This is a genomic window from Pseudoalteromonas sp. BSi20311, assembly GCF_000239875.1.
In the GTDB taxonomy this organism is placed as follows: Bacteria; Pseudomonadota; Gammaproteobacteria; order Enterobacterales; family Alteromonadaceae; genus Pseudoalteromonas.
This window is the reverse complement of sequence record NZ_BADU01000007.1, coordinates 1-26,287: the sequence shown is the minus strand read 5'-3', so window position 1 is coordinate 26,287 and position 26,287 is coordinate 1. Positions and strand designations below refer to the sequence as shown.

General features: G+C 41.2%; 21 protein-coding genes. 13 read left to right on the top strand and 8 right to left on the bottom strand.

Features of this window, described 5'->3' with window-relative positions; all coding sequences use genetic code 11:
- Nucleotides 1-292: 292 nt before the first annotated feature.
- Together dsbG and P20311_RS01110 are read right to left on the bottom strand one after the other, a co-directional pair.
- Entirely contained in the window at nt 293-1,066 is a 774-nt protein-coding gene (gene dsbG, locus P20311_RS01115) for a thiol:disulfide interchange protein DsbG (protein WP_008108707.1), read from the bottom strand.
- 9 nt (nt 1,067-1,075) lie between these two features.
- A complete protein-coding gene (locus P20311_RS01110) occupies nt 1,076-1,897 on the bottom strand; it encodes a TlpA disulfide reductase family protein (RefSeq protein ID WP_008108705.1) in 822 nt (273 codons plus the stop codon).
- A gap of 359 nt (nt 1,898-2,256) precedes the next feature.
- Between P20311_RS01110 and P20311_RS01105 the strand changes: the two genes are divergently transcribed.
- The 7 genes from P20311_RS01105 to P20311_RS01075 all read left to right on the top strand — a co-directional run bounded on the left by P20311_RS01105 (nt 2,257) and on the right by P20311_RS01075 (nt 13,680).
- Nucleotides 2,257-2,928, top strand: a complete 672-nt coding sequence (locus P20311_RS01105; protein ID WP_008108703.1) for a response regulator transcription factor — start codon at nt 2,257-2,259, stop codon at nt 2,926-2,928.
- Nucleotides 2,928-4,244 (top strand): histidine kinase dimerization/phospho-acceptor domain-containing protein, encoded by a 1,317-nt coding sequence (locus P20311_RS01100; protein ID WP_008108702.1) that lies wholly within the window; start codon nt 2,928-2,930, stop codon nt 4,242-4,244. Before P20311_RS01105 ends, P20311_RS01100 begins: the two co-directional genes overlap by 1 nt.
- A gap of 337 nt (nt 4,245-4,581) precedes the next feature.
- Nucleotides 4,582-7,185, top strand: a complete 2,604-nt coding sequence (locus tag P20311_RS01095) for a sodium/solute symporter (RefSeq protein ID WP_008108700.1) — start codon at nt 4,582-4,584, stop codon at nt 7,183-7,185.
- 60 nt (nt 7,186-7,245) lie between these two features.
- A complete protein-coding gene (locus P20311_RS01090) occupies nt 7,246-8,388 on the top strand; it encodes an exo-alpha-sialidase (RefSeq protein WP_008108698.1) in 1,143 nt (380 codons plus the stop codon).
- A gap of 293 nt (nt 8,389-8,681) precedes the next feature.
- Nucleotides 8,682-11,513, top strand: coding sequence for a TonB-dependent siderophore receptor (locus tag P20311_RS01085; protein WP_036984595.1), 2,832 nt, complete (start codon nt 8,682-8,684; stop codon nt 11,511-11,513).
- A gap of 110 nt (nt 11,514-11,623) precedes the next feature.
- The gene (gene nagA / locus P20311_RS01080) at nt 11,624-12,757 is read left to right on the top strand and encodes an N-acetylglucosamine-6-phosphate deacetylase (RefSeq protein WP_008108693.1); all 1,134 of its coding nucleotides are present in this window, start codon (nt 11,624-11,626) and stop codon (nt 12,755-12,757) included.
- 17 nt (nt 12,758-12,774) lie between these two features.
- On the top strand, nt 12,775-13,680 hold the full coding sequence (locus P20311_RS01075) for a dihydrodipicolinate synthase family protein (protein ID WP_008108691.1): 906 nt from the start codon (nt 12,775-12,777) through the stop codon (nt 13,678-13,680).
- A gap of 95 nt (nt 13,681-13,775) precedes the next feature.
- Here P20311_RS01075 and P20311_RS01070 read toward each other — a convergent pair whose 3' ends face one another.
- Complete coding sequence (locus P20311_RS01070; RefSeq protein WP_008108689.1) at nt 13,776-14,564, bottom strand: alpha/beta hydrolase; 789 nt, start codon at nt 14,562-14,564, stop codon at nt 13,776-13,778.
- 157 nt (nt 14,565-14,721) lie between these two features.
- On the opposite strand from P20311_RS01070, the gene P20311_RS01065 reads away from it, so the two are divergent.
- The 6 genes from P20311_RS01065 to nagB all read left to right on the top strand — a co-directional run bounded on the left by P20311_RS01065 (nt 14,722) and on the right by nagB (nt 21,463).
- The gene (locus tag P20311_RS01065) at nt 14,722-15,699 is read left to right on the top strand and encodes a DUF4862 family protein (protein ID WP_008108687.1); all 978 of its coding nucleotides are present in this window, start codon (nt 14,722-14,724) and stop codon (nt 15,697-15,699) included.
- Between the two features lie 81 nt (nt 15,700-15,780).
- Entirely contained in the window at nt 15,781-16,485 is a 705-nt protein-coding gene (locus P20311_RS01060) for a transcriptional regulator NanR (RefSeq protein ID WP_008108685.1), read from the top strand.
- 133 nt (nt 16,486-16,618) lie between these two features.
- Nucleotides 16,619-19,057 carry a sodium:solute symporter gene (locus P20311_RS01055; RefSeq protein ID WP_083830206.1) on the top strand — a complete coding sequence of 813 codons (2,439 nt, stop codon included), beginning with the start codon at nt 16,619-16,621 and terminating at the stop codon, nt 19,055-19,057.
- 21 nt (nt 19,058-19,078) lie between these two features.
- Nucleotides 19,079-19,780 carry an N-acetylmannosamine-6-phosphate 2-epimerase gene (locus tag P20311_RS01050; RefSeq protein ID WP_008108681.1) on the top strand — a complete coding sequence of 234 codons (702 nt, stop codon included), beginning with the start codon at nt 19,079-19,081 and terminating at the stop codon, nt 19,778-19,780.
- Complete coding sequence (locus P20311_RS01045) at nt 19,780-20,655, top strand: ROK family protein (RefSeq protein WP_008108680.1); 876 nt, start codon at nt 19,780-19,782, stop codon at nt 20,653-20,655. Before P20311_RS01050 ends, P20311_RS01045 begins: the two co-directional genes overlap by 1 nt.
- 1 nt (nt 20,656) lies before the next feature.
- Nucleotides 20,657-21,463, top strand: a complete 807-nt coding sequence (gene nagB, locus P20311_RS01040; RefSeq protein ID WP_008108678.1) for a glucosamine-6-phosphate deaminase — start codon at nt 20,657-20,659, stop codon at nt 21,461-21,463.
- Between the two features lie 448 nt (nt 21,464-21,911).
- On the opposite strand, the gene P20311_RS01035 is transcribed toward nagB, so the two are convergent.
- The 5 genes from P20311_RS01035 to P20311_RS01015 form a co-directional block, all read right to left on the bottom strand.
- Nucleotides 21,912-22,691: a 1,6-dihydroxycyclohexa-2,4-diene-1-carboxylate dehydrogenase gene (locus tag P20311_RS01035; protein ID WP_008108673.1), complete on the bottom strand. Its 780-nt coding sequence runs from the start codon at nt 22,689-22,691 to the stop codon at nt 21,912-21,914.
- A gap of 2 nt (nt 22,692-22,693) precedes the next feature.
- Nucleotides 22,694-23,713 (bottom strand): benzoate 1,2-dioxygenase electron transfer component BenC, encoded by a 1,020-nt coding sequence (gene benC, locus P20311_RS01030; RefSeq protein ID WP_008108672.1) that lies wholly within the window; start codon nt 23,711-23,713, stop codon nt 22,694-22,696.
- A 14-nt stretch (nt 23,714-23,727) separates the two neighbouring features.
- A complete protein-coding gene (benB, locus tag P20311_RS01025) occupies nt 23,728-24,210 on the bottom strand; it encodes a benzoate 1,2-dioxygenase small subunit (RefSeq protein ID WP_008108669.1) in 483 nt (160 codons plus the stop codon).
- 17 nt (nt 24,211-24,227) lie between these two features.
- Complete coding sequence (locus tag P20311_RS01020; protein ID WP_008108666.1) at nt 24,228-25,592, bottom strand: Rieske 2Fe-2S domain-containing protein; 1,365 nt, start codon at nt 25,590-25,592, stop codon at nt 24,228-24,230.
- Nucleotides 25,593-25,638: 46 nt separating this feature from the next.
- The coding region (locus tag P20311_RS01015; protein WP_036984592.1) for a catechol 1,2-dioxygenase at nt 25,639-26,287 on the bottom strand (649 nt) is incomplete at its 5' end.

Below are 26,287 nucleotides of genomic sequence, written 5' to 3'. Positions count from 1 at the left end.
TGTTAATGCAGGTAGTGAAAAGGGACGATTATTGCAAGTACTCATGACAGTGTGCGGTTCCGTTTTATGCGCTTTTGATACTTAGCGGCAGCGCTATCAATAAAGGTCAATAGCGGGTCAAAAATTGCTGCTAAGTCTACAGCGCCAAACTTAATGGCCGATTAATAAAGTCGATAACTTACTGAATAACTTATGTAAATAACAAAGTGTAACTATGTTTAACGTTATTTATAAAAAAGCCGGTAAAACTTTTACCGGCTTGACGTTGCACACTATGTACTTGGTTGGTTTTTTACTTGGTTGACTTACTTGGCAGTGGGCCGAGGATCTCAGTCATTAATGAGGCAGGCGGTAAACCCATTTGCATTTTTACCGCCCCATTAGCATCGTGATAAAAAGTAGCGGGGGTTGCTCTGGCACCAACACTCATCATTATTTGATGGTTTTTCATTAATTGCGCATTTATCTGCTCAGGGGGATTTTTTAGCGGCTGTAATGTACGCGCTAAATTATCGTTTTCAAACTTTTTTAATACTTCTTCAGGGTTACTGGCACTCATAATAGCCGCCGCTTTGCCTAAACTGTCGGCTTTTAAAATACCCACTAAAATATGGCGTATTTGTACCTCTCCCGCATCCACCCAAGGACGCGCATTTTGCCAAAACTGTCTGCAGTAAGGGCAATTGGGATCGGTGAAGGTATAAATTACTCGCTTTGCCTTGGCTGAACCATCGACTATCCAATGGCTACTCTCTAATGTTTGCCAGTCTTTTTGCGCTTTAGGGCCTGTAGCGTAGTCGTTTGCCGCTTGCTCTCCTACATTATTACCATTGGCGTCAAGCATAGGGCCGGTAAATAAATATTGCTCGTCGGCGGTGATATATAAAGTAATAACTTGGCCTTTAAAGTCGGCAACATAGCCTTTCATGTTGGCAGGCGCTGCAAACTCGCTGACTATTTCACCGCCTTGCTCAGTAACTAACTTAAGGGGTGAAGGCAGTGCTTTTTGTTGAGCCAATAGGGGCGAGGTAAACGCTAGTAATGGCAGTAAATAAATTAACTTCATGAGGCATCCTTATTGTGCAGACTGTTGATTTATAGCTTGCATGTAATAACGCAAACTCGCGTGTGAGAGCTCTCCCATGTGACTGGTTACTAATTTGCCATCACTGCTATAAAAAAGCGTGGTTGGTAGCCCAGCAGCTCCGGATTCACGACTTACATTACTGTTTTGATCAAAAAACACATTGCGTAAGTCGAGCTGCTCAGCATTAATAAATTTTTGTACCGTAAATAAGTCCTCTCCTTGGTTAACAAAAACAAAAGCTATATTAGGATTGTTTTTTTGCGCAGCCTGTAATACCGGCATTTCTTTACGGCACGGTGGGCACCACGACGCCCAAAAGTTAATAACGACAGGTTTGCCTTTAAATGACTGTAAATCAACCTCTTTACCACGCAGGTTATATACCGCAGATTGTGGCAGCTCAACCCCAGCTTTATAAATAGAGGCAGCAAAGGTAGGCACCATAATGGTAAGCAACGCGACAATAGCCGCTATGAAATAGGTTTTCAGCACTGCTTTTTTGCCTCGCGCATACAGTGCCAACACAAGCGCACCCGCCACCCAGCCATAAGAAGGCATAAAGCCGCCATCACTTATATTAATAAGTTGCCACCAGTTTTCTTGATACGCATCCCACATAGTCAAAACAAACATTAATCGCGCAACAATAAAGCCCACTACAAACGCTTTAAATACCGTGTCTAAAATTGCTTTTTGCTGTGGTTGCTTACGAGTTTGTAAATAGGTAAGCCCCCAAAATACGCCTAAGCCTAATAAAATAATAAGCTGCGAAATGGCAATAACAAACGGCCCAATTGAAATACTTAACATAGCTATAAATCTTCTTTAAATACGGTTAGCCGCTATAGTATACAAAGCGTTAATTAAGCCAATATTAAGAGCAAAAATTAATAGTAAATAAGCACATAGCAGTTACTTAACCTGAACTATGGTTAAGAGATTTACTAACGTATTGAATCATAGTTATATTTAAATTTATTTTCTCTAGCCAGAGATTTTCAGTGAAAACAAGGCCAATTTACGCGTCAATAGCTGGCCTATTGCAAGTAAATTCAACGCAGTTAGCGCTGAAAATAGCTGCTTGAGATAGATTTATTATCCAAAGCTCAGGTTACTTAACCAATGGAAACAGGTATTCTAGCTAGGGTATTTTAAACAGGGTAGCGAGTATGTTTGTATTGTTAGTGGAAGATGATGACGTAATAGCCGACGCTATTTGTACTTACTTAACCCACCAAGGGCAAGCCGTTGAGCACGTTAGTACCCTAAGCGCAGCGACTACTTATATGCAATCGAGCAATTTTGATTTATGCATTCTTGATTTAAACCTACCCGATGGTAATGGCATTAACTGGTTAAGCTGGCTGCGTGACAATCGTTTTTCGCTCCCCGTGCTTATTCTTACCGCGAGCAATACCATAGATGACAAAGTTATTGGATTAAAAAAAGGCGCCGACGACTACCTGGTAAAACCTTTTGATTTAAGAGAGTTATTAGCGCGGCTATTAAGCTTAAAGCGCCGCGCAAGCGATAGGCTCAGCAATACAATTACTCACGGCGCACTGCAATACGATTTAGAGCAACATAAAGCATTACTCAATGGCACGCTTGTTTGCTTATCACGTAACGAGGACTTATTACTGCAAACCTTTTTAAATAGTCCGCAACAAATTTTAACCCAAAGCCAGTTAAAAAATGTACTTTATGGCGTGTGCGATGATGTAGCGAGTAACGCACTTAACGTACATATTTTTAATTTACGTAAAAAACTAGGCGCACCGGCAATAGAAACCATACGTGGCCTAGGCTTTAGATTAGGCACAATAGAGGTGAGCCACTAATGAGCTTGCGTTTACGGTTAACGGTATTGGTTGCAGCGGTATTTTTAGGCTTTTGGCTTATCGCCAGTGTGTGGATGATATCGGGGTTAAATAATAAGTTAGCGGTTAACTTTGATCAGCGCCTTCGCTCAACCGCGTTTATGTTAGGTAACATTTTAGCCCATGTACCCAAAGATGCGCTCAGTAAAAGCCTCCCTGATATTATAAATGCCAGCGGGGTAAACACTGAAAAAGGCCTAACCTGTCAAATTAGCTCTTTGCAAGGCAGTATAATTGCCAGCAGTAATAGTCAATCGTTTCCCCATCAACCTACCCTAAACCAAGGTTTTAGTTATGTAAGCTCTGAGCAAGCTAAGTGGCGTACGTTTACCTTAATTACTGCGCAATATAAAATTACCATTGCCGATAAGGTGGCCGAGCGCGATGTGCTCTATCACGACTTGCTCATTAGCATACTCATTCCACCTGCGTTAGCTATTTTTGTTGCCCTGGTATTACTTTGGTTTGCCATAGGCACAGGAATACGGCCAATAAAGTTATTAATACATGCGCTTGAAAAACGCGGCAGTCACGACTTAGAGCCGATACAGTTAAACCAGCCTTTAAAAGAACTGCAACCGCTTATTACTAGCCAAAATGCCTTAATGGCACGCTTAGCAAAAGGGATCAGCCGCGAAAAACACTTTACCAGTAATGCCGCGCATGAGCTAAGAACCCCACTAGCCGGCATTTTAGCGCAAATACAATTAGCAGAGCTTACGCAAGATGCCACCCAACAAAAAGCACTAGGGCAAGCTAAAAAAAGTGCGCATAGATTAAATACCATTTTAGACAACCTACTGGTATTGGCCCATGTAGATGCCGACACGCCGCCAAACACTACAGAGCCTTGGGAACTTGAGTCGTTGATTACTACTGTGGTAACAGAATCAAACAACAATAGCGCCCGCTTAACCTATAGCATAACAGCAAGCCAGCCAGTGTGCTGTATGCCCAGTGCCATGCTCACTATAGTGTGTCGTAATTTACTTGATAACGCATTTAAGTACAGCAAAGCGAATACAGCTGTGGTTTTAGCCGCTAATTTAACAGCCACAGCACTAAAAATAACCATTAGTAACCACGCTCATATTAACCCGGCCGATTTAGCTAATATGGCAACTCGTTTTTGGCGTAAAGGTGCAGAAAACGGCGCAGGGCTTGGTCTGTCAATTGTGGCCAGCATCGCTGAAAAATACCAAGGCTCACTCATTCTTAAAAATGATAACGCGTTATTTATTGCCGAATTTACCGTGCCCGTTAAGGTTAATAACTAAGTTACGAAGTAACCAGATGCAATAACCTTCCTGTTACTGCATGTTTTATTTTTTAGGTTAATAGCAGTTTTATTAAAATATGCTGAGCACTTGCTAATACATGCGCAGCAACCCACACGCTATCTCGTGCTAGTGGCGGTTGATATTATTAATAAACCAGCGATGCCCTACACACCATTTATTTACCTGCCGACTACAACATCAACAATTAATTCACCCTATTCACCTAGTATTGCTAGATTTAGAAAATAACAACTGGTATAACAGGTATACATCTAAAGCAGTGTTATCCATCTTTGTGTATTAAACTCTGCTAAAAATAATAGGAATACCCGCTATGCATCGCCTTTTTTTAATGCGCTTACGTACTCATTCATTGCGAGCTTTACATGTTATTTTTTGCCTTATGGCAATCTTGCTTGGCTTAACTTCTCAAGCGTATGCTGGCGAGCGCGTTGCACTACACTGGAGTGAACAAGCCGCGCCAGTAGAAGCCGTTTCTCGCTATGCGCCTCTAGTTGGGGTACATAATGAATTACTAATAATTGCTGGCGGAATAAGCACTAACAACTCCCGTAGTAGCGCACCCAAATACCTCAGTTCAATATGGCTTGCAGAGAAAAACCCTAATCAGCCACGTGCTTTAAATTGGAAAAAAGCAGCCATAAAGCTGCCTTCACCACGTGCTTATGGAGCCTCTGCCTCTTTTGAAAATGGCATAGTACTGCTTGGTGGCAGTGATGAAACTCATACCTTTAACGACACTTTGCTAGTGCGTCGTAATCAGGCATCTGGCATAGAAATGCATACATTGCCTGCACTGCCTATTCCTATGCGTGAAGGTTCTGCTGCCTTTGTTGGTAGTACCTTATATGTACTGATAACGGCAACTGACACAGGTAAAACCACTGCACTCTATGCGCTTGATTTAACCACAGCAGCGCTAGCTACTTTTACCCAAGATAGTGAGCCAAAGCACTATACTGCAGCTGCAAACTGGCAAAAATTAACCCCTCGCCCGCAAGCAATTACATTAGTTAGCCAAAATGACGGCCGTGGAGATGTATTATTTGCTTTAGAAATGCCAAATTCCGACAGCCAAAGTTCACTATGGAAATATAATACTGATAATTCACAGCCATATTGGATGCCACAAAGCGGGTTTAACAGTGCGTTATCTAATTTACAGTTAAGCTCTGGTAATGCGCTGGCAATTGGTCAGTCTCATTTTTTAGTGTTTGCCAGTAGCGCCAACCAAACACAAGTGCTGAGCTATAACGCCATCACTAATGTGTGGGCAAAATATGACAGCATTGACCCACAGCTTTTGGCTATGCCTGTTCATCAAGCAGCAAGTTCAATAGCAGTATTACCTTGGAATGGAAAAATACTCGTTCATCAAGCCAGTAAATTTAATAGCAGCCTAAAATTGGCAGCAATAGCCGAGGCGAGTGACGCCTTTGGCTGGCAAAATATGACAGTGTTGGTGGTTTACTTATTCGCTATGGTCTTAATTGGCGTGTACTTTGTGTTTAAAAACAAAAACGTGAACGACTACTTTCGCGGTGGCCAACATATCCCTTGGTGGGCCAATGCGTGCTCTATGTACGCCACTATGCTCAGTTCACTGACCTTTGTGGGTATTCCTGCCATTGTTTACAGAACCGACTGGTTATATTGGGGCGGTATTTGGATGATTTTAGCGGTAACGCCCATTGCAGCTTATGTCGCGATGCCGTTCTTTCGTAAAATAGACGCCACCAGTGCGTATGAGTTTTTGTCACTGCGCTTTAACATGCCGGTAAGGCTGTTTGCCAGTGCGTTATTCACCTTATTTCATATCAGTCGCATGGGTATCGTAATGGCATTAACTGCGCTGGCACTGGCAGCGGTCACGCCATTTGATGCGTGGCAATGCGTATTAATCATCGGCTTATTAAGCTTAATTTATTGTACTCTTGGCGGAATTGAAGCAGTAATTTGGACCGATACCATACAAACCGTGGTCCTGCTATTAGGTGCGCTATTATGCTTTGCTTATATTGTCAGCGGTGTTGATGGTGGTATAGCAGAAATATTTCGCAGTGGCATCGCTAATGATAAATTTAGAACCCTTGATATTGATTTCAGTATGGATAGTTTTACTAAACTGTCGATTTGGGTCATCGTACTCGGTGGCATTGGGCAAAACCTATCAACCTACACCGCCGATCAATCTATCGTACAACGTTACATGACCACTAAAGACGTCGCCTCTGCCCGCAAATCAATTTGGACCAATGGTATTATGGCACCGGTAGCGTCTGTACTGTTTTTTATCATTGGTACTGGCTTGTATGTTTTTTACCAGTCGAATCCCGAAAAACTCGATCCAACCAAACAAATTGACCAAATATTTCCGGCTTTTATTTCCAGCGAACTGCCGATTGGTATTGCAGGGCTGATCATTGCTGGTATTTTTGCGGCCGCACAGTCCACCGTATCAACCAGTATGAATTCGATGTCGACTACCCTCGTAACCGACTTTATGCGCCCTTTTAACCTTTGTCGTAGTGAAAAAGGCTATTTAAATGCAGCGCGGCTGTTAACCCTATTGGTAGGCATTTCTGGCACTTTGGTTGGCTTGTTATTTATTAGCCCCGAAATCCGTTCGTTAATGGAAGAGTACTTTAAAGTAGTGGGTATGTTTATGGGCGCACTCGGTGGACTATTTATTTTGGGAATTATAAGCACCCGAGCCAATGCCTCTGGTGCCATGGTTGGGCTATTTTTTGGTGTAATAACTATGCTACTCGCCTGGGTATTTGAACTAGTAGAAGGCTACCTATTTGGCTCCATTGGCATCTTAAGCTGTATTTTGGTGGGCTACCTTGCCAGTGCCTTATTTAGCAATAAACCGGCTAATAGCTTAAACGGCTTAACCATTCATACCATGAAGTGAACGGCTAGCTGCAGCCGTTTAAACCACTATTATTTAACCCTTGCAGCCGAGGAGTTTTAAATGAGTACTGTGCAACCTTCACTGACACACAACACAGTGATCCGCAATATTTTTGAGGCCGAAACAGAGGGCTTTGGTAGTTATCGTATTCCGGCATTATTGCCTATGCCAGATGGTAAACTACTGGCATTTTGCGAAGCACGTGCGATATTGTCAGATCATGCTCACAATAAAATCGTACTAAAAACCAGCCAAGATAACGGCACAAGCTGGAGCGAGCAAATTCTGGTAGCCGATGCTGGCGATAATGCCTTAAATAATCCTTTGGTTGTAATTGATGCAAGCTCAGGCGATATAGTATTAATGTACCAAGAGTATCCCTATACCACAGCCGATGCAGTAGCAGATCCCGCAGCATGGGTGTCGCATGCTGGGCAAAATTTTCCGTCTAATGTACACGAAGGGGCAGTAGAAACTGGCTACCAAGGGCGCATCTGCCGCACCTTTGTGCAGCGCAGCAGCGATGCGGGGCTAACTTGGTCAGCAGCCGTCGAAGTCACACGGCAAGTGAAACGCCCTACTGAGGTGACTTGCTATGCTGGGGGGCCAGGAATTGGTATTCAACTCCGTACCGGACAGTATAAAAACCGTATTATTATGCCCTTCACACAAGGTCCTTGGGACAATATGAAAGTGTACGCGGTATACAGTGACGACGGCGGCTATCAATGGCAATACGGTGAGGTAGCGCCTGCTGCAGTTAATGAACATGCCAATGAAACACAAATGGCGGAACTATCCGATGGCCGAGTGATCCTCAATGCCCGCAGTTACCAGGGTAATTACTTGCGCAAAACCGCTGTTAGTGACGATGGTGGAATCAGTTGGTCTGCACTGCGCGACACTCCAGATTTACCCGAGCCCGAGTGCCAAGGTAGCATTATTAGCTTGCTGCACAATAGCCAACATAGCGGCTTAGCTTACTGTGGCCCAGTAAACCCAACGCAACGCAGTGAAGGGGTACTAAAAATAAGTCAAGATGATGGCAGTAGCTGGCAACATGCAGCTTCTGTATATACTGGTTCATTTGGCTATTCTTCTATTTGCCAGCTTGGCAGTGGTGAAATTGGTGTGATGTTTGAACGCGATAACTATAACGCTATTTCATTTGCACGCGTGAGCTTACATAACCATACAAGGTAAACCAGCCTTTCCCTCATAACCCCCTCGGCTAGCTTCGTGCTAGCCGCATTAACCTCGTTGTTAGCCGCAGTTAATAAATAACCTAAATAAAATTAATAATGTAGCGACTTTCATGTAAATAAACGGTAAAAAAATAAATTTTAACTTTGACAATTTAAACTGCCAAATGGTATGTTGGTATAACAGGTTGATGGCATACTTGTAGCTGCAGTGCTTTGTTGTACTTTTTGTAATCACACAACAACGCTAGTTATGAATAAACATCTAAAAATAAGTATAATTTTGGGGATATCATGATGAAATCAAAAACGTTCGTTAAGTCACTACTGGCGATAAGTATTGCGTCTCTAACTACCGCTGCAGTTGCTGCTGATGAGCAGGACATCAAAGTAAATGCAAAAGTTGAAAAAATAATTGTTACCGGTTCACACATTAGCAAAGGTGATTTTGAGTCCGCTTCACCCGTTAAAATTTTAGACGCAGATGACATCGAAGGCGTAGGTGCAGTCAATGTTGGGGATTTACTGGCTAAAATGCCTTCAGTTGTTGGAGACACCACCTCAGCAAGCTCTAATATCAGTGAGCAAGACTCTGGTTTAAATACTGTCGCGTTGCGTAATCTAGGTTCATCACGGACACTGGTATTGGTTGACGGCAAGCGGTATGTATCTGGTATGTCAGTAGGATCTGGCTATGGTGTAGACTTAAACACAATCCCCACAACCATGATCCAAAGTATTGAAGTACTTACTGGCGGCCAATCTGCCGCTTATGGCTCTGATGCCGTTGCCGGTGTAGTTAATATTATCCTCAAGAAAAATTTTGATGGCGTTGCATTTAAAGCACAGGCAGGACAAAGTGGCGAAGGTGATAAAAACACCACTGATATTGAGTTTTCTATTGGTAAAAACTTTGATGACGGCAATGCATGGTTATCTGTAGGCTACTCAGAAGACGATGGCTTAATGGCAAGCGATCGTGATTACTCTCGTGTACACAAAGATGCTGTAGATACTGATGGAGATGGTATTAGAGATACCTCTGCTTACGTTGGTTCATCGCATGTTTTTGGCGGGCGTATAGATAAATATAACGGTGATGGCAGCTTATTTACCCGCACTGACGACCCTGCTACATCAGATGCATTTAACTTTCAGGATTTCCGCTCAATGATAGCGCCCCTTACACGACACTTTATTGCCAGTGGTTTATCGCTGGATTTAAATGAAAGATCACGCATGAACTTTACGGCTAACTATGCGCGTGTCGATTCGCGTGCACGTTATGAGCCGATTCCGCTTGATACTCGAAACGATATCTTTAAATTATCTAAAGGTGGCACAACCGGTATCGATATCGCAACCCACCCATGGTTTGCAGGAACGACGCTGGGTAATAACTTACTTAACGACGGCATCACGAATCTTGACGATGCCAGTTTAACATTCAGACGCCTCTATGAATTTGGTGACCGGGGTGCAGAAAATACTCGCAGCACATTTAGAGTTGCCGGTGAATATGAGTATGATATTTCAAATGATATTTACTTGAAATTAAGCGGTACTTACGGTGTTACTGACCAAAAACAAACCAACCACGGTGACATTAACTTAGACCGCGCTCGCTATGCATTAAATGTTGAAGACAATGGCGCAGGCGGCTATCAATGTGCCGACGATATTGCGCGCATTAATGGCTGTGTGGTGTTTAACCCGTTTGCACTTGATGGTATTTCCCCTGAAGCCGTTGATTATTTAGCTGCTGATACCAACTTAGAAGGCAGTATTGAACAAGTTGTGGTGACTGCTGTTGTTGCTGGTGCGTTAGACTTTGCTGTTAGTAATGACGTTGACGATATTGGTTTTGCAGCCGGGGTTGAGTACCGTGAAGAAAAAGGCCATGAAACTCCCGACCCATTACGCCAAGCCGGCATTGTACGTGGCGCAGCCATTGCAAAAACCAAAGGCTCATTTGACGTTGTTGACGTGTTTGGTGAGTTGCATATTCCACTACATGAAAAATTAAGCTTATCTGCTGCGGTACGCTTTGGTGATTACTCATCGGTAGGTAGCACCACAAACTGGACATTAGGGTTAGATGCACCAATTACAGACAGCATTCGTTTACGTGGTGCGGTAGCAACAGCAGTACGTGCACCTAACGTAAGCGACTTATACGCAGGGGGTACTGCAACTGCAGCACTGGTGACCGATCCATGTGATGGCCTAACCAATGCAGACACAGGTAATATTGCGGTAAACTGTCGCTCGGTTGCCGCTATTCAAGATCGTATCGATAGCGACGGCGCATTTAACTTAACGCAAGTAGAACGTCAAAATACCGCTGGTTTATTAAGCGGCTCTACCGACGTTAAAGAAGAAAAAGCCGATACTTTCACAGCCGGTATCGTGTTTACGCCTGAGTCAATTTCTGGCTTACAAATGTCACTTGATTATTACGACATTAAGATTGATGATGCCATCGCTAAAACAGACCGTACCGTTATCTTAAACCGTTGTTACTCTGCAGATCCAAGTAACTTTGATGCAAACTGTAATGGCTTAGTACGCCGTGATGGTCGCTCGGGTGCTGCACTGGACGTCAATGCTGCATCTGGAAACGAAAACCTAATTGAAACTAAAGGTCTTGATATTGATGTATCATATATGACTGATTTAGGTGATGGCGACTTGTACGTTGGCTTTGCTGCAAATATTTTAGATACTTACAGCATTACTGGCCTTGAAACTGGTGACAAACAAGAACTTGCCGGTGAAGTATTGTTCCCAGAACTGCGCTTTAACATTAATGCCTCTTACACAATTAATGACTTCAATATGTATTGGCAATTACGTTACTGGGATGAAACAAAAGACCGTAACGATAACACCGTGTTGACTGAAGAGCTTAATTCTATTGACTCACAAGTTTATAATGATGTGCGCTTTAGCTATAACTTCACCAACCAAATTAATGCTTACTTTGGTATCACTAACTTATTTGACGAGCAACCGCCACATTTAACAGCGGGTCATAAGTATCAACAGCAAGGGACATTAACCAACGGTACTGCATACGATTTAACCGGGCGCGCCTATTACGCCGGTGTTAAATTAAACTTTTAGTCATCCAACTCGCTTAAGTAAGCCGTTTGATACCTTAAAGTATTAAATGCAAGGTGGGCTGAACTTTCAGTCCACCTTTTCCCACTGCAGCACAAACCGAGAAGACTTTCATGATCACTACATTAATCGCCGATCAACTGTTTGATGGCAAAACACTGCACGTTAACCGCCCAATCAGTATTGAAGATGGCAAAATCATTGCGTTCGATACCATCAAAGGCGCCACTGAAAAAAAAGTAAGAGGTTTATTAACCGCCGGATTTATTGATACACAAGTTAATGGCGGCGGCGGTTATTTACTTAATCAAGATACCAATTTACATACCTTAAAAGCAATGAGCACGGCGCACGCTAAATTTGGTAGCAGCAGTTTGCTACCCACACTTATCACCAGCAACGTGCAAAAAATAGCGCAAACAGCCGACTTGATCAGTAACGCTATTGCACAACATACCCCAGGGATTATTGGAATACATTTTGAAGGGCCGCACATTAGCGAGCCTAAAAAAGGCATTCATAGCGGTGAACAAATTCGCAGCTTATCTCAGCAAGAGCTAGATATATATTGTCGTGATGATTTAGGCATAAAAATAGTTACACTCGCCCCAGAAAATGTCAGCTGTGAAATCATTAAAACCTTAGTCGCTCACAATGTGCATGTCTGTTTAGGGCACTCAAATGCGACCTTTGAGCAAGCACAAGCAGCCTTAGCTGCGGGCGCTACAGGCTTTACCCATTTGTTTAATGCGATGTCAGCACTTGAGTCGCGCGCACCGAATATGGTGGGCGCCGCGTTACTCGATGAACACAGCTGGTGCGGGCTTATTTTAGATGGTCATCATGTGCACCCAAGCTCAGCTAAGTTAGCGTATAGAGCCAAAGCAGCGCATAAAATGATGTTGGTTACCGACTCAATGTCGACCATAGGCAGTGAGCAAAGCCAATTCCATTTCGATGGTCATGACATTAATTTAATTGGCGACAAACTAACCAGTAATAGTGGTCAATTAGCAGGTTCAGCATTGAATATGATCACAGCGGTGAATAACGCCACACAAATGTTAGCTATTCCATTAACCGATGCCCTTAATATGGCCAGTTTATATCCCGCAGAGTTTTTAGGCATTGCAGACACGCGTGGACAGTTAAGCATTGGTGCTAACGCCGATTTAACCCTTCTTTCTACAACAAATTCGTCGCCCCGTGTAGTAAATACATGGATTGGCGGCAAAGCACTATTTTAAAATTACAGAGGCTTGAAATGAATAAATTAACTGGGCTGATTGCAGCCCCCCATACTCCATTTGATAACAATGGCGATGTTAACTTACCGGTGATTGACCAATTAGCAACATTACTTATCAAACAAGGCGTTAAAGGCGTTTATATTTGTGGTACAACGGGCGAAGGGCTTAATTGCTCGGTTGCCGAGCGTAAAGCGGTTGCGGAGCGCTGGGTAGCCGCGGCGCAAGGGAAGCTAAGTATTACTGTGCATACCGGTGCATTGTCAATTGTTGATACGCTGGAGTTAACTAAACACGCTGAAACACTGGATATTTTCGCAACTTCTATCATTGCACCTTGTTTCTTTAAACCGGGATCTGTTGATGAATTGGTGGATTACTGTGCTACTGTCGCAGCCGCTGCGCCCACCAAAGCATTTTATTACTACCATTCAGGTATGTCAGGCGTGATGTTCGATATGGAGCAATTTTTAATTAAAGCCGACAAGGTTATTCCTAACCTTGCGGGTATTAAGTTTAACCATGTTGATCTGTACGAATTCCAACGCTGTAAACGCGTGTGTGACGGTAAGTTTGATATTCCATTTGGTGTTGACGAATTTCTTCCTGGCGGCCTAGCAGTAGGTGCTATCGGTGCTGTGGGCAGTACTTATAATTACGCAGCGCCCCTTTACTTAGATATTATCGAGGCGTTCAATAATGGCGATCAACAAACAGTAACGGCATTAATGGATAAAGTAATTGCGCTTATTCGCCCACTGGTTCAGTACGGTGGAGTCGCTGCAGGCAAAGCTGCAATGCAACTGCATGGCATTGATGTAGGCAATCCTCGTTTACCAATTCGCGCACTAAGTGATGCCGAAAAGCAAGATGTGGTTGCAAAAATGCAAGCCGCAGGCTTTATGGATCATCAACCTGCGTAATAACCACTAAGTAGTGCACTGCTTCTTAGCGCACTATTGGGAGTTAATGTTTTGTTATCCCGTTATTAGCCGCATTTATGCGGCTTTTTTTATAGCTATAAAGCTAAATTATCACTAATAATGTGTTGTAATAATTGCCAACTTTGCAAGTTCTCATTAAAACTAGGAAACATTGTAAAATGATCAATACCCGCTAGAACATGGAACACAATATTAGCTTCGTTACTGCTGCTTACAAAACTAATAGCCTGTTTTATATTAACTTCTTTGTCTTTATCGCCATGCATAATTATATATTTTACGCTATTGTCAATTAACTGTGCGGGGTTACAATTTTTTATACGACTATGCCCATCAGCAAATTCACCAGCTAATAATTTTACTATTTGTTGTGGTTGCCCTAAATCATTGCGGCGCCTTAAATCAAGCACCCCCGCAATAGCAATGACTGTTTTTATAGCTAAGTACTCGGCTTTGTACAACGCTGAATTTTTATCTATCATACCGCGGGAGGCCGCCCACGTTGCTAAGTGTCCACCTGCTGAATGACCAATAATCATCACATTGCGTAAATCTAATTTATGCTCTGTCGCCAAGGTGGTTAAAAAATCGATGCCTTGTGCAACATCATTAAAAATACTGGGCCATGGCGCACTCACATTAGCGCCGACACTATTCATACGGCGATATTCTAAATTCCATACCGCGACATTTTTATTCGCTAAATATGCAACAATCTGTTTAGTTGGGTAACTGTCTAAACTATGGTTATCTTTCCAATAACCGCCATGAACCACAATAACAACGGGCAAAAACGCATCATTTTGTGGACGAAATAACTGACCAAATTGTTGTGAGTCCGCCCCATAGTGATAGATGTGCATGTTGAATCCTAATTAATTTTGTAAATCAGCAGTTGTGTTAAAAGTGCACCGCTGGTATAACAGCTACACCAGAGTACATCAAAACCTTGTCCTTATGGAATAAAAATAATAATGATGTATTACTCATCACTAATGCACACAGCTTGAAAGGAATAATATGAAAGTACTTGTAGGGGCGTACGCATCAGTGCCATCAGACGCTAGCTGGGATCAACAGGCTGAGCAATTATTTTACCGACAACTAAAAAATAATCCGTATATTGATGGTTTAGAAATTCCATTTACAGGTAAATTGCATAAATTTGATAATGACTGGTTTTATGCTCAGTTAGATGAGCGTTGGCGCTATGTTATTACCTGTATTCCTGGCACGATGGGAGAGCTTAGTAAAGACCCGCATTTTGGTATTGCGTCTAATAATGAAGCGGGCCGCCTTAAAGCTATTAACTTTTATAGGCAAGCCAATCAAGCAATAAAACAACTCAATAACCACTTTAACAAACCTGTGGTGACACATATTCAAATACACAGTGCACCGACGTTAAATGCGCAGGCATCCTCATCAATAAGCGCATTAGTTAAATCGCTGCAGGAACTACAAAACTGGGATTGGCACGGTGCTAAACTAGTGCTTGAACATTGCGATGCACAACGTGAAACTTACCCCAGCGAAAAGGGCTTTATGCGTTTAGAAGATGAAATCAGCGCCTTAACAATAGCCAACCAGCACGCTAAGCATACATTAGGCATTACAATAAATTGGGGACGCTCTGCAATCGAAGCACGTAGTGCTGATGGTGCTATACAGCATATGGAGCTTTGCATAAAAGCAGGCTTACTCACTGGGCTGATATTTTCTGGAGCCAGCAGTCAGTCGGCACTCTACGGCAGCTGGAAAGATAGCCATATGCCGCCACAAATAAACACTTTTGATCAGCCTATAAACAAAGATTCGGCGCTCAATGAGCGTGAAATAAATCGCTGTATGCAGTTGCAGCAATTGGCTAATTTAGACTTTGTTGGCTGTAAAATTTCGATTTTGCCACAGCAACAATCGTTAGCAAATAGAGTACGCTACATCGAAGAAACAGTGGCGATGATAAACCACGCGCGTTTGTCTATTACCACTAAATAAGGGTATTTTTCAGCTAAAATTAGCGAACTCCCTATTTTATGGTACGATAGGGTGATAGCTAAACAATTGATAGGTTTTTAAATGACATTAAAAGTTACTCGCCCAGTTGAACGAAAAAAATTATCTGAAACCGTTGAAGAAGAACTCGAGCGGATGATCAGGCAAGGTGAAATCGCAGAGGGTGATGCCTTACCATCAGAAAGAGAGCTTATGGCTGCTTTTGGTGTTGGTAGACCATCAATTAGGGATGCACTCGCAGCACTTGCACGCAAAGGTCTTGTAAAGATAAGTAGTGGCGAAAGAACCCGAGTTACCCGCCCATCCGCAGATACAATAATTGCTGAACTATCAGGGATGTCTAAAGACTTTTTGGCTCAACCAAATGGTTTAAAGTATTTTGATCAGTTAAGACGTTTTTTTGAGTCAAGCCTTGTAAGGCATGCAGCAGCATCAGCGACACCTAGCCAAATAAAAGAACTGGAAGAAGCGCTAGAGTTAAATGGAAAGTCTATCGAAAATGATAGTCAATTTAGACGGACTGATATTTATTTTCACCGTGTGATAGCCTCTATACCTGGTAACCCTATCTTTTTAGCTGTTCACCAAGCCTTAATGGATTGGCTAATTGACTCGCGTCCAGATCGCATTAATACCGCGGAATTAAATAAAAAAAGTTATGATGATCACGTAGCTATTTTTGAGTGTATAAAAAATGGTGATGTTGAGGGCGCAGATGCGCAACTTTCAGCTCATATAGACTATGTTTTTGATAATTATTATGGCTGATATAAGTACACTTTATAAATTAAAAAAAGGCTAATTTTAGCCTTTTTTGTTATCTTAAATGTTAAAACAATAGATTTATGCCGAACCTAGTGGTATAACAGGTATACACTACAAACAGGTATACAGTTGCACTATGAGAAAAATAATTACATTTTTATTGCTTCTAGCATCAAGCCATTCATTTGCGCAAACACAGTTAAACTGGCACCCCATAAAGGGGGGGGCTGAACATTTAACAGTAAATAAAAATACAGTTTACTTCGCAAATAATGACTCGGTATTTATTTCAAATAGTCATTACAACAAACTGATTAAATTCGATCTAACAAACAATAATGTTATCTCAATGCTTCCCCTTAGCCCGACTGAGGGTAATAGAGCGGCAGCGATCTCTCTACAATATGGCAAGAAAACGTTTATATTAGGAGGTGAGTTAGATTCGATTCAATCGACCTTGGTAAATGTGTTGCAGTGGAATGAGTCATCTAAAAAATTAGTGTCTTCTCAGTTTACTAATTTACCGCGTCCACTTAAGCAGATCAGTGCACAAATATATGAAAATAATTTATATGTGGCTGGCTTCGACCAACAATGGTATTTTTTTAAGATTGCAGTTGATAGTGAACAGCGTAAATGGACTCAGCTCAGCAGCGATATATTTACATCAACTAGTACTCGCCAATTAAAGTTAGCAATACAAAATGATGGAAAAAATGACCGACTTTATGCCATTTCTGAAAACTATTCATCCAAAAGTTATGACGCTAACTCAGCGTTACTTATGCATATGTTTAACCCTGACGCCAATACTTGGATGCCCATTGTTAATCGAACAGCTAGTCAACTTGTTGAGACAAACTCGTTAATTTATGCTTCCGCTTTAGGCCAGTCGCATTTATTAATTATTACAAAAAATGGTCACGCTAAATCGTTTAATACCATCACAAAAGCCTGGTCAAACTATGGAAGCTCAAATTATACATTTCATAACATAGTGGCTAATAGAGCGCACACTTATGCTCTAGCCACCGATACCATCACCGCTAAAACAACACTCGTTAAAGGCAATATTAATAATACAGCTCGTGAATTTGGCTGGCAAAACATGCTGGTACTAGTGGTTTATTTATTATCTGTTGTTATGGTTGGTTTATATTTTATGTTTAAAAACAAAAATACCGATGACTACTTTAGAGGGGGGCAATCTATTCCTTGGTGGGCAGCAGCCTGTTCAATCTATGCCACCATGTTAAGCTCATTAACCTACATCGCACTGCCTGCCATTGTATATCAAACAAACTGGGTACTATTAATTGGCATTTGGATGATTATTGCCGTTGCTCCAATAGCCGTTTATGTTGCTATTCCATTTTTTAGACAACTAGATGCCACTAGCGCATACGAATTTTTATCAAAACGATTCAATATGTCAGTACGCCTTTTTGCCAGTGGTTTATTTACATTATTTCATATTGGTCGAATGGGTATTGTAATGGCACTTACTGCGCTGGCTTTATCTGCAGTTACACCAATTAGTGCAACTGAGAGCGTGTTAATTATGGGCGTATTGTGCTTATTGTATTGCACTTTAGGTGGCGTAGAAGCGGTTATTTGGACTGATACTATTCAAACGGTAGTACTACTAATTGGCGCTGTAGTCTGCTTTTTTGTTATTATTGCTGGGTTGGATGATGGTTTTACAAGCTTCATTCAAATAGGCTTTGCAGATGACAAATTTACCATTGTAAACACCGACTTTAGCTTTGAAAGTATTACCACTTTATCTATTTGGGTAATAATTCTGGGTGGCATTGGGCAAAACTTATCAAGTTATACGGCCGATCAAGCCGTTGTACAAAGATACATGGTTACTAAAGATCCAGCTGCTGCTGCAAAGTCTATTTGGGCCAATGCTATTCTTGCTGCCCCTGGCGCCTTATTATTTTTCTGTATAGGTACGGGCCTGTATGCGTTCTATCAACTTAATCCTGAAAAACTCGATCCGAGTATTCAAATAGACCAAATTTTCCCTACTTTTATTTCTAATGAGCTCCCTATTGGGGTAGCTGGGTTAATTATTGCTGGTATTTTTGCAGCTGCGCAATCAACGGTTTCAACTAGTATGAACTCAATTGCAACCACAGTACTTACTGACTTTGTTAGGCCATTTAACTTCGTTAAAAGCGAGAAAGCTTATATGAGCCTAGCAAGAATTTTAACATTTGTATCGGGGGTTTTAGGCACGCTTGTCGGGCTTATATTTATTGACCCTGAAATCCGTTCACTAATGGAAGCTTACTTTAAAGTTATCGGTATGTTTATGGGGGCACTTGGCGGTATTTTTATACTCGGTGCATTGACCAAAAAGGCAAATTCGATTGGCGCAATTGTTGGCATTATTAGCGGAGTGAGCTTAATGATTTCAGCCTGGAAGTATGGCTGGGCTAACGGCTACTTATACGGGACGATTGGTATTCTAACCTGCTTAATTGTTGGCTACTTTGTTAGCTTACTATTTCCTGCCCACAATAAAGATTTAACCCGATTAACCTTGTTTACGATGAAAGACTAAGCAATATCAAGAGTGAAAGTTATGAAAAATTACACATTAGAAAACGAGTTAATTAATCAGTTGAAAAATAGCTTAATTGCATCATGTCAGCCTGTAGATAATGGCCCAATGGATAAACCTGAACATATTGTTGCTATGGCATTGGCAACACTTGCAGGAGGTGCAAAAGCATTGAGAATAGAAGGGATAGAAAATGTACGTGTGGTGGCAAAAGTAGTAAATGTCCCGATTGTTGGTATTGTAAAGCGTGATCTTGATGATACTGAAATTCGAATTACACCTTATGTTGAAGATGTAATTGCACTTGCGCAAGCTGGCGCCACCATTATTGCTTTTGACGGTACAGACAGACCGCGACCAGTGGATAGATTAACGTTATTAGCTGAAATTCATAACCAAGGCTGTATTGCGATGGCTGACTGCGCCGATTTTACTGGCGGTAAACTGCTGTATGAGGCTGGCTGCACCTTTATTGGAAGTACGATGTCAGGCTATTTAGACCTATCTCAAACACCTGAAGAACCCGACTATCAATTAGTGAGTGACTTAGTCAGTGCTGGTATAAAAGTTATTGCCGAAGGGCGCTACAACTCGCCTGAGCGCGCTGCAAAAGCAATTGAACTCGGTGCATTGTGCGTCACTGTTGGCTCGGCAATTACCCGCCTTGAACATATCACCGGGTGGTTTGTACAAAGCATTAACAATGCAAAGAGTGATATTTAATGATGAATATTGCCATTGATATTGGCGGCACTAAAATAGCCTGCGCACTTTTTGATAATGATCAAATCGTTAATTCAATAAAAGTTGACTCTATTATACATACTAATATTGATGACTTAGCTACATACGTTTACAACGCAATTGAAAAATGGGTACCTCAAGCCAGCTCAATTAATATTGCTTGCACTGGCCAAGTTAGCGCAGAATTTGTGAACTTTTTATCTGTGCGTCGTAAATTACCATTAAAAGCACAGTTAGAAACCCTAACTAGCTTACCCGTCACTATAATTAACGATGCCTCTGCAGCAGCTTGGGCTGAATACACGGTAAATGAGCAGGTAAAAAATAAAAACTTTATTTACATTACCGTATCAACAGGTGTGGGTGCTGGCATTATATTTAACAACCAAATAATCACCTGTGCCGATGGGTTTTGTGCTCACCTAGGCCACACCGCGGTACATATTCAATCAAACCACAACTACACCTGCCACTGCGGTAGAAAAAACTGTGTTGAGTCAATTGCCTCAGGCACAGCTATTGCCAAACATGCCAGCAAGGCACTAGGTAAAACCCTCAATGCAAAAGACGTATTTACAGACTACGCTGAACATCCTGATATTGTGCCTATTCTGGACAATGCCGCATCGGCAGTATCTGAACTAATTTGTAATATGAAAGCTACGTTTGGCAATGAAACGGTTGTTATTGGAGGCAGTGTGGGTTTGTCAGCATTATTTTTTAATAAAGTAGCTGAAAAAATTCAACAAGCACCGGTAATTTATCAAGTAACCTTGTTACAGCCGGTATCGGGTGCTGATGCCGATTTAATCGGTGTGCATCACTACGCTAAAAATCAATTAATAGAGAAGTAAAATGCAAGTACTCATATTTGATGATAAAAAAGCGGTTGCTGAAAACGCAGCAACGCTGCTACAAAAGTTAATTTTAGCAAAAAGCAATGCAAATATAGGCCTAGCCACAGGTAGTACGCCTATTGATTTATATAAGCAGCTAGTGTCGCTGTATAAAAATCAGCAGATCAGCTTTGCTCAGGTAAATACGTTTAATTTAGATGAGTATTACGATATCGATGAAAATAATAGTAATAGCTACCGTTACTTTATGAACAGCCAGTTATTCGATCACATAGATATAGATAAAAACAACACCTATTTACCAACTTGCAACGCCAAACAAGATCCCAGAAAACAAGGCGAGCATTTTGAGCAGCAAATAGCGGCGCTCGGAGGCTTAGATCTGCAACTTTTAGGCATTGGCGGCAATGGCCATATTGGCTTTAATGAACCCTCATCAAGCTTTGCATCTCGCACCCGAATCAAATCGTTAACTGAGCAAACCGTGTCAGACAATAGCAGAATGTTTTCTGCTGATGAGCAACAACCAAAAATGGCGATGACCATGGGTATTGCTACCATAATGGACGCTAAATATGTGCTATTAATTGCCACGGGTAAAAACAAAGCACAAGCGGTAAATGCTATGGTAAACGGTCCACTTTCGGCAAGTTGCCCGGCGTCAATTTTACAAATGCATAAAAACGCGATAGTGATGATTGACAGCGACGCCGCCAGTTTATTAGCTAATAAAGATTACTTTACCTGGGTCAGTCAGCAAAACCATACCATAAACGAAATATATGGGCAGTTTCCTGACCTATAACCCTGCTAACGCGGGGTACTACTCAACATTTAAAACATGCACACCGCAAGCGAACCCGTTAACCTTACATATTTTTCAGCCCGCTCATCTATATTTCACGATGAGCCGGATCGGGCTTAATGCAATCAATTGGGTGCTCACTTACACAAGTGGGGTTGTCGTAATGCCCTACACATTCAGTGCATTTACTATTTATAAGTAAAGCCACTGTTTTTCATTAAATCGTAATACAAATTAGTAACATAGCTTTTTATTTTAAGATGTAAATTACAGCCGCGAATTATGCATTTTATTCTCTGCTGCTTTGTTGATCTTAATCAATAAAATTCGCCGCAAGACCTGTATTTATATAGGTTCGTATAAAGTGAAAAGTCATTGTCAACGCCCACTAAGGCTCAATACACAAAAGCAAAACAACTTAATAGTTAAAATTGTTTTGCTCAATTAGTTAACCGCAATCACCTCCTGCAACTGGCAGAATAGATCCTGTAATATAGCTAGCTTCATCAGAAGCTAAAAATAAAATTGCTGCGGTCTGTTCTTCAAGTGTGCCGTAACGATGCATAAAGCTAGTTTCTTTTGTCTGCTCAACGACCTCGTCATACCACACTTCTTGCTCTTCACTTACTTTGTCAGTATTTCGCGGAGTAACTCGAGGAGGCGCCTCAGTCCCACCAGGAGCGGTCGCATTTACCCTTATATTATGCTGAGCGTATTCAAAAGCTAATGAGACAGTTAGTGCGTTTACACCGCCTTTAGCGGCAGAGTAAGGCACTCTATTTATTCCTCGTGTTGCAACTGAAGATACATTAACAATCGCCCCTCTTTTATTATTGAGCATTGCTGGAAGTGCTGCATGACAGCACCATAATGTAGGAAATAAAGAACGCTGTACTTCTTTTTGAATTTGTTCCGGTGTATAGCTTGCGTAGGGTTGCATCCAAATAGTTCCGCCTACGTTATTTATTAATATGTCCAGACGTCCAAAAGAGTTAATTGCAGCATCAATAGCTTGCTGAGCCCCTTCTGCCGTCTCTAAATCAGACACAACAGCAACAACTTCGGTACCTCTACTTTTCAATATTTCTGCAATCTTAAATACATGATCCGACTGATCAACGATCACAAGCTTTGCACCTTCAGTAGCAGCTCGGGTTGCAACCGTTAAACCAATTCCTTGAGCGGCTCCAGTAACAACCATAACTTTATCATCAAATCGATTGCTCATAATCACACACCATCTTTTGTACTAGTTGGATTAAATTTTTCGTAGTGAAATGATAAAGGTTTTATATTTTCTGTAGTTAAAAAATTCATTACAGCATCTACCATTGGTGGTGGGCCACATAAATAGACATCTGCTGACTCAATATCGAAGCTTATAGCATCCATATGATTAGTCACAAATCCTTTTCGCTGCTCTGCACATTCAGCATTAACGACAACCGTATCGTAGGTAAAGTTATCCATTTCCTCACTAAATACTTTAAGTGCATCTAGCTTGACTAAGTCTTGCATATTCGTTACGCCATAAAGCATATGAATCTTTTGGTCTGTCGGATTTTTTTTCAGTTGCTCAAGCATTGATAAAAGAGGCGCTAAACCGGTTCCCCCCGCAAGCATCACTATAGGATTTACGGGTGCGCGTAAATAAAAACTCCCGATAGGCCCCGTTACTTCAATTTGATCGCCTTTATTAGCCTGATTAGATAAATAATTACTCATCAGTCCACCCGGCATGTTTCGGATCAGAAAAGTGGCTGTTGTGTCACCTGGTAATGAGCTAAACGAATACGCCCTAGTTTTATTTATACCTGGTACATTCAAATTAACATATTGACCAGCTAAAAACCCCACCGGAGCCGATAATGTCATCTCTAGCTCAAAAGTCGTTGCAGATAGTTTATCAATACGAGAAACTGTGCCCATTACATTTGTAGTGCCTGTTTTACACATTAATGAAGTAGCAGGTACAGATATTACAACATCACTTTTTGGTAACATTTGGCATGTTAAAATCAAGCCTTCACTCGCTTCTTCATCTGTTAAAGCATCATCTATATACTCTTCACCTAAATCATATTGACCTTGTGAACATTTTCCCTTACATGTACCACATACACCGTCGGAACAGTCCATAGGGAGATTTATCTGATGACGATAAGCGGCATCTAGAACCGTTTCACCTTCATTACTTGTTATTACTCTCGTAATACCATCTTCAAAATTTAATGCTACATTAAATGACATAATACTCTCCCACTCTACACATGATAAACATCAAGAACTTGATTTATATAATCATTATTTAATATTATACGTTTTTCTTTAATGAGTGGCTGCTCGCCAGTTATGTCGATAGTATAATACTGTGTTCCAAAAAATTCGGATGTTTCGCGATATCTATGGCTTAAGGTATGAAAATTAAAACGCAAAGAAATTGAAGTTGAGCTTGTTGCTAGTATTTCAATATTCGTACATTGGTGTGTTGTTCTAGCCTCTGGCATACTAGCACCAGAACGCTCTGTTTTAATACGATATACACGGTCTTCTAATCCCGTTTTATTTGGGTAGTAAATCAGTGATACTTCTTTTTGTGGATCACTAATTAACTCATCATCGTCATCCCATGATGGCATCCAATAAGTTACATCTTTATGATAGCAAGCTAACCATTCATCCCATTTACGATCATCTAACAAACGGGCTTCTTTATATATAAAATCTTGAATTTGTTGATATTTCATTGTCTTTACCTCCAAAACTATTGGTTTGCCACAGGAATATATAAAGCGCGTTCTTTTTCAATTGCTCTAAGCATTTCATTGACCCAATGTTGGTGATGAAGAATATAAAGACCTTCGTCTTCAGGTTGGGTACCTGTAGAAATAGGTTTTAACCCAGCTTTTTCCGCATAATGGTCGCCACCTTCTAGCCAGTTTTTTGCACCCCGACTCATATCATTCCACTTTAAGCCACTCGCTTGATATCCACCTTGACAAGCTTTGAATTCCTCTAAATCGTCAGGTGTTCCCATACCACTTACATTAAAAAAATCTTCATATTGACGAAGGCGCTTAGCTCTATTTTCTTTAGATTCACCCTTTGGTGCAAAGCAGTAGATACTTATTTCAGTTTTGTCCACAGAGATAGGGCGAAGAACACGTATTTGTGTTGAGAACTGTTCCATTAAGTAAGCGTTTGGATATAAACATAAATTTCGAGTTTGATGAAGAATATCATCTGCTCTAGCCTCACCGACTTCGGAGATTAATTCATCTTTGCGACTGTAAATAGGTCTTGCAGCAGGATTTAAAAGACGTGTCCATAACATCATATGACCATGATCAAATGAATAGTATCCGCCTTCAGCCGACCAACCTCTGGCATCAACAGCTTCTGTGCCACCTTCATCGTAATTTCGATGTCCCATTGTCGACAAATAATTCCAGTGAACAGTACCAACATGATAACCATCGGCACCATTCTCTGCTGTCATTTTCCAATTACCTTCGTATGTATAACTCGAAGTACCACGAATAATTTCGATACCTTCAGGAGCTTGATCAACGATGTTGTCAATCACTTTCGTTGTCTCTCCTAAGTGCTCACTTAGTGGAAGAACATCTTCGTTAAGACTACCAAATAAGAATCCGCGATATGAATCAAAACGTGCTATTTTTTTCAAATCATGAGAACCGTCGGTATTAAAACTATCAGGATAACCACCTTTTTTTTGATCTCGTGCTTTTAGAAGCTTACCTGTATTAGAAAAGGTCCATCCATGAAATGGGCATGTCATAGAGGTTTTATTACCCCTTTTTTTACGACATAGAGTCGCGCCACGATGTGAGCAAGTGTTTAAAATTGCATTCAAATTACCGTCTTTTCCACGTGTGATAAGTACAGGTTGTCTACCAATCGTTGTGGTGAAATAATCTCCAATTTCTGGTATTTGGTTTTCATGTGCTAAAAAGACCCAGTTACCTTCAAAAATATGTTTCATTTCTAGTTCGAATAAACGTTGATCTGTAAACATACCTCTATCACTGCGATAGATACCTTTTTTTGAGTCAACTTCTATGGCGGCTTTTACTTTAGCCTCTACTTCATTAAGTTCATTAATCATGTGTGTGTTTCCTATGTGTGTGCAGTTAAAGATGTGCTTTCTATCTTTACTGTGATGCTCTTTCGCGAGGATGCATATCCTGAGCTGCAGACTTGTCGGTTTTAACTAAACAAATATTAAATTCAACATCGAAGTAGTTGTCTTCAAAGCCATTTTCTTTAATAAGAGTTTTATCAGCAATCGGTCTTGCATCAATAACCAGTTCATCTTTTGTAGCAAACGCAAAATCATCATATGTGTATTTGTCACCAGATAAGTTAATTTGTGTTGTTAAGTGTTTATATGATGCTTTTGAAACAAAGTAATGGATATGTGCAGGTCTGTTTCCATGACGACCTAGCCCTTCCAATACCTTTATTGTTGAGCCTCCAGGAGGGCATCCATAACCACTAGGTACAATTGATCTCGCGGTATAATTACCGTTTTCATCCGTTTCAATACGTCGACGTAAATTGAATGCACTTTGTGAAGGGTCAAAGTACGAGTAACCTCCCTTACTATCAGCATGCCAAATATCAACAACAGCTCCTGCAATAGGGTTACCCTCTTCATCAACGACTTTTCCGTGTAGTAACATACCTTGGCCTGGTGTTTTTCCATCTACCATTTTAGCTTCCCCAACACTAAGCGGAGCGCCTTCAACATAGAGTGGCCCTTCTATTGTGCGAGGTGTTCCGCCATCCAATCCTTCTAAT

Coding starts and splice junctions, on each gene's coding strand:
- dsbG (WP_008108707.1), bottom strand. CDS start 1,066: ATGAAGTTAATTTATTTACTGCCATTACTAGCGTTTACCTCGCCCCTA.
- P20311_RS01110 (WP_008108705.1), bottom strand. CDS start 1,897: ATGTTAAGTATTTCAATTGGGCCGTTTGTTATTGCCATTTCGCAGCTT.
- P20311_RS01105 (WP_008108703.1), top strand. CDS start 2,257: ATGTTTGTATTGTTAGTGGAAGATGATGACGTAATAGCCGACGCTATT.
- P20311_RS01100 (WP_008108702.1), top strand. CDS start 2,928: ATGAGCTTGCGTTTACGGTTAACGGTATTGGTTGCAGCGGTATTTTTA.
- P20311_RS01095 (WP_008108700.1), top strand. CDS start 4,582: ATGCATCGCCTTTTTTTAATGCGCTTACGTACTCATTCATTGCGAGCT.
- P20311_RS01090 (WP_008108698.1), top strand. CDS start 7,246: ATGAGTACTGTGCAACCTTCACTGACACACAACACAGTGATCCGCAAT.
- P20311_RS01085 (WP_036984595.1), top strand. CDS start 8,682: ATGATGAAATCAAAAACGTTCGTTAAGTCACTACTGGCGATAAGTATT.
- nagA (WP_008108693.1), top strand. CDS start 11,624: ATGATCACTACATTAATCGCCGATCAACTGTTTGATGGCAAAACACTG.
- P20311_RS01075 (WP_008108691.1), top strand. CDS start 12,775: ATGAATAAATTAACTGGGCTGATTGCAGCCCCCCATACTCCATTTGAT.
- P20311_RS01070 (WP_008108689.1), bottom strand. CDS start 14,564: ATGCACATCTATCACTATGGGGCGGACTCACAACAATTTGGTCAGTTA.
- P20311_RS01065 (WP_008108687.1), top strand. CDS start 14,722: ATGAAAGTACTTGTAGGGGCGTACGCATCAGTGCCATCAGACGCTAGC.
- P20311_RS01060 (WP_008108685.1), top strand. CDS start 15,781: ATGACATTAAAAGTTACTCGCCCAGTTGAACGAAAAAAATTATCTGAA.
- P20311_RS01055 (WP_083830206.1), top strand. CDS start 16,619: ATGAGAAAAATAATTACATTTTTATTGCTTCTAGCATCAAGCCATTCA.
- P20311_RS01050 (WP_008108681.1), top strand. CDS start 19,079: ATGAAAAATTACACATTAGAAAACGAGTTAATTAATCAGTTGAAAAAT.
- P20311_RS01045 (WP_008108680.1), top strand. CDS start 19,780: ATGATGAATATTGCCATTGATATTGGCGGCACTAAAATAGCCTGCGCA.
- nagB (WP_008108678.1), top strand. CDS start 20,657: ATGCAAGTACTCATATTTGATGATAAAAAAGCGGTTGCTGAAAACGCA.
- P20311_RS01035 (WP_008108673.1), bottom strand. CDS start 22,691: ATGAGCAATCGATTTGATGATAAAGTTATGGTTGTTACTGGAGCCGCT.
- benC (WP_008108672.1), bottom strand. CDS start 23,713: ATGTCATTTAATGTAGCATTAAATTTTGAAGATGGTATTACGAGAGTA.
- benB (WP_008108669.1), bottom strand. CDS start 24,210: ATGAAATATCAACAAATTCAAGATTTTATATATAAAGAAGCCCGTTTG.
- P20311_RS01020 (WP_008108666.1), bottom strand. CDS start 25,592: ATGATTAATGAACTTAATGAAGTAGAGGCTAAAGTAAAAGCCGCCATA.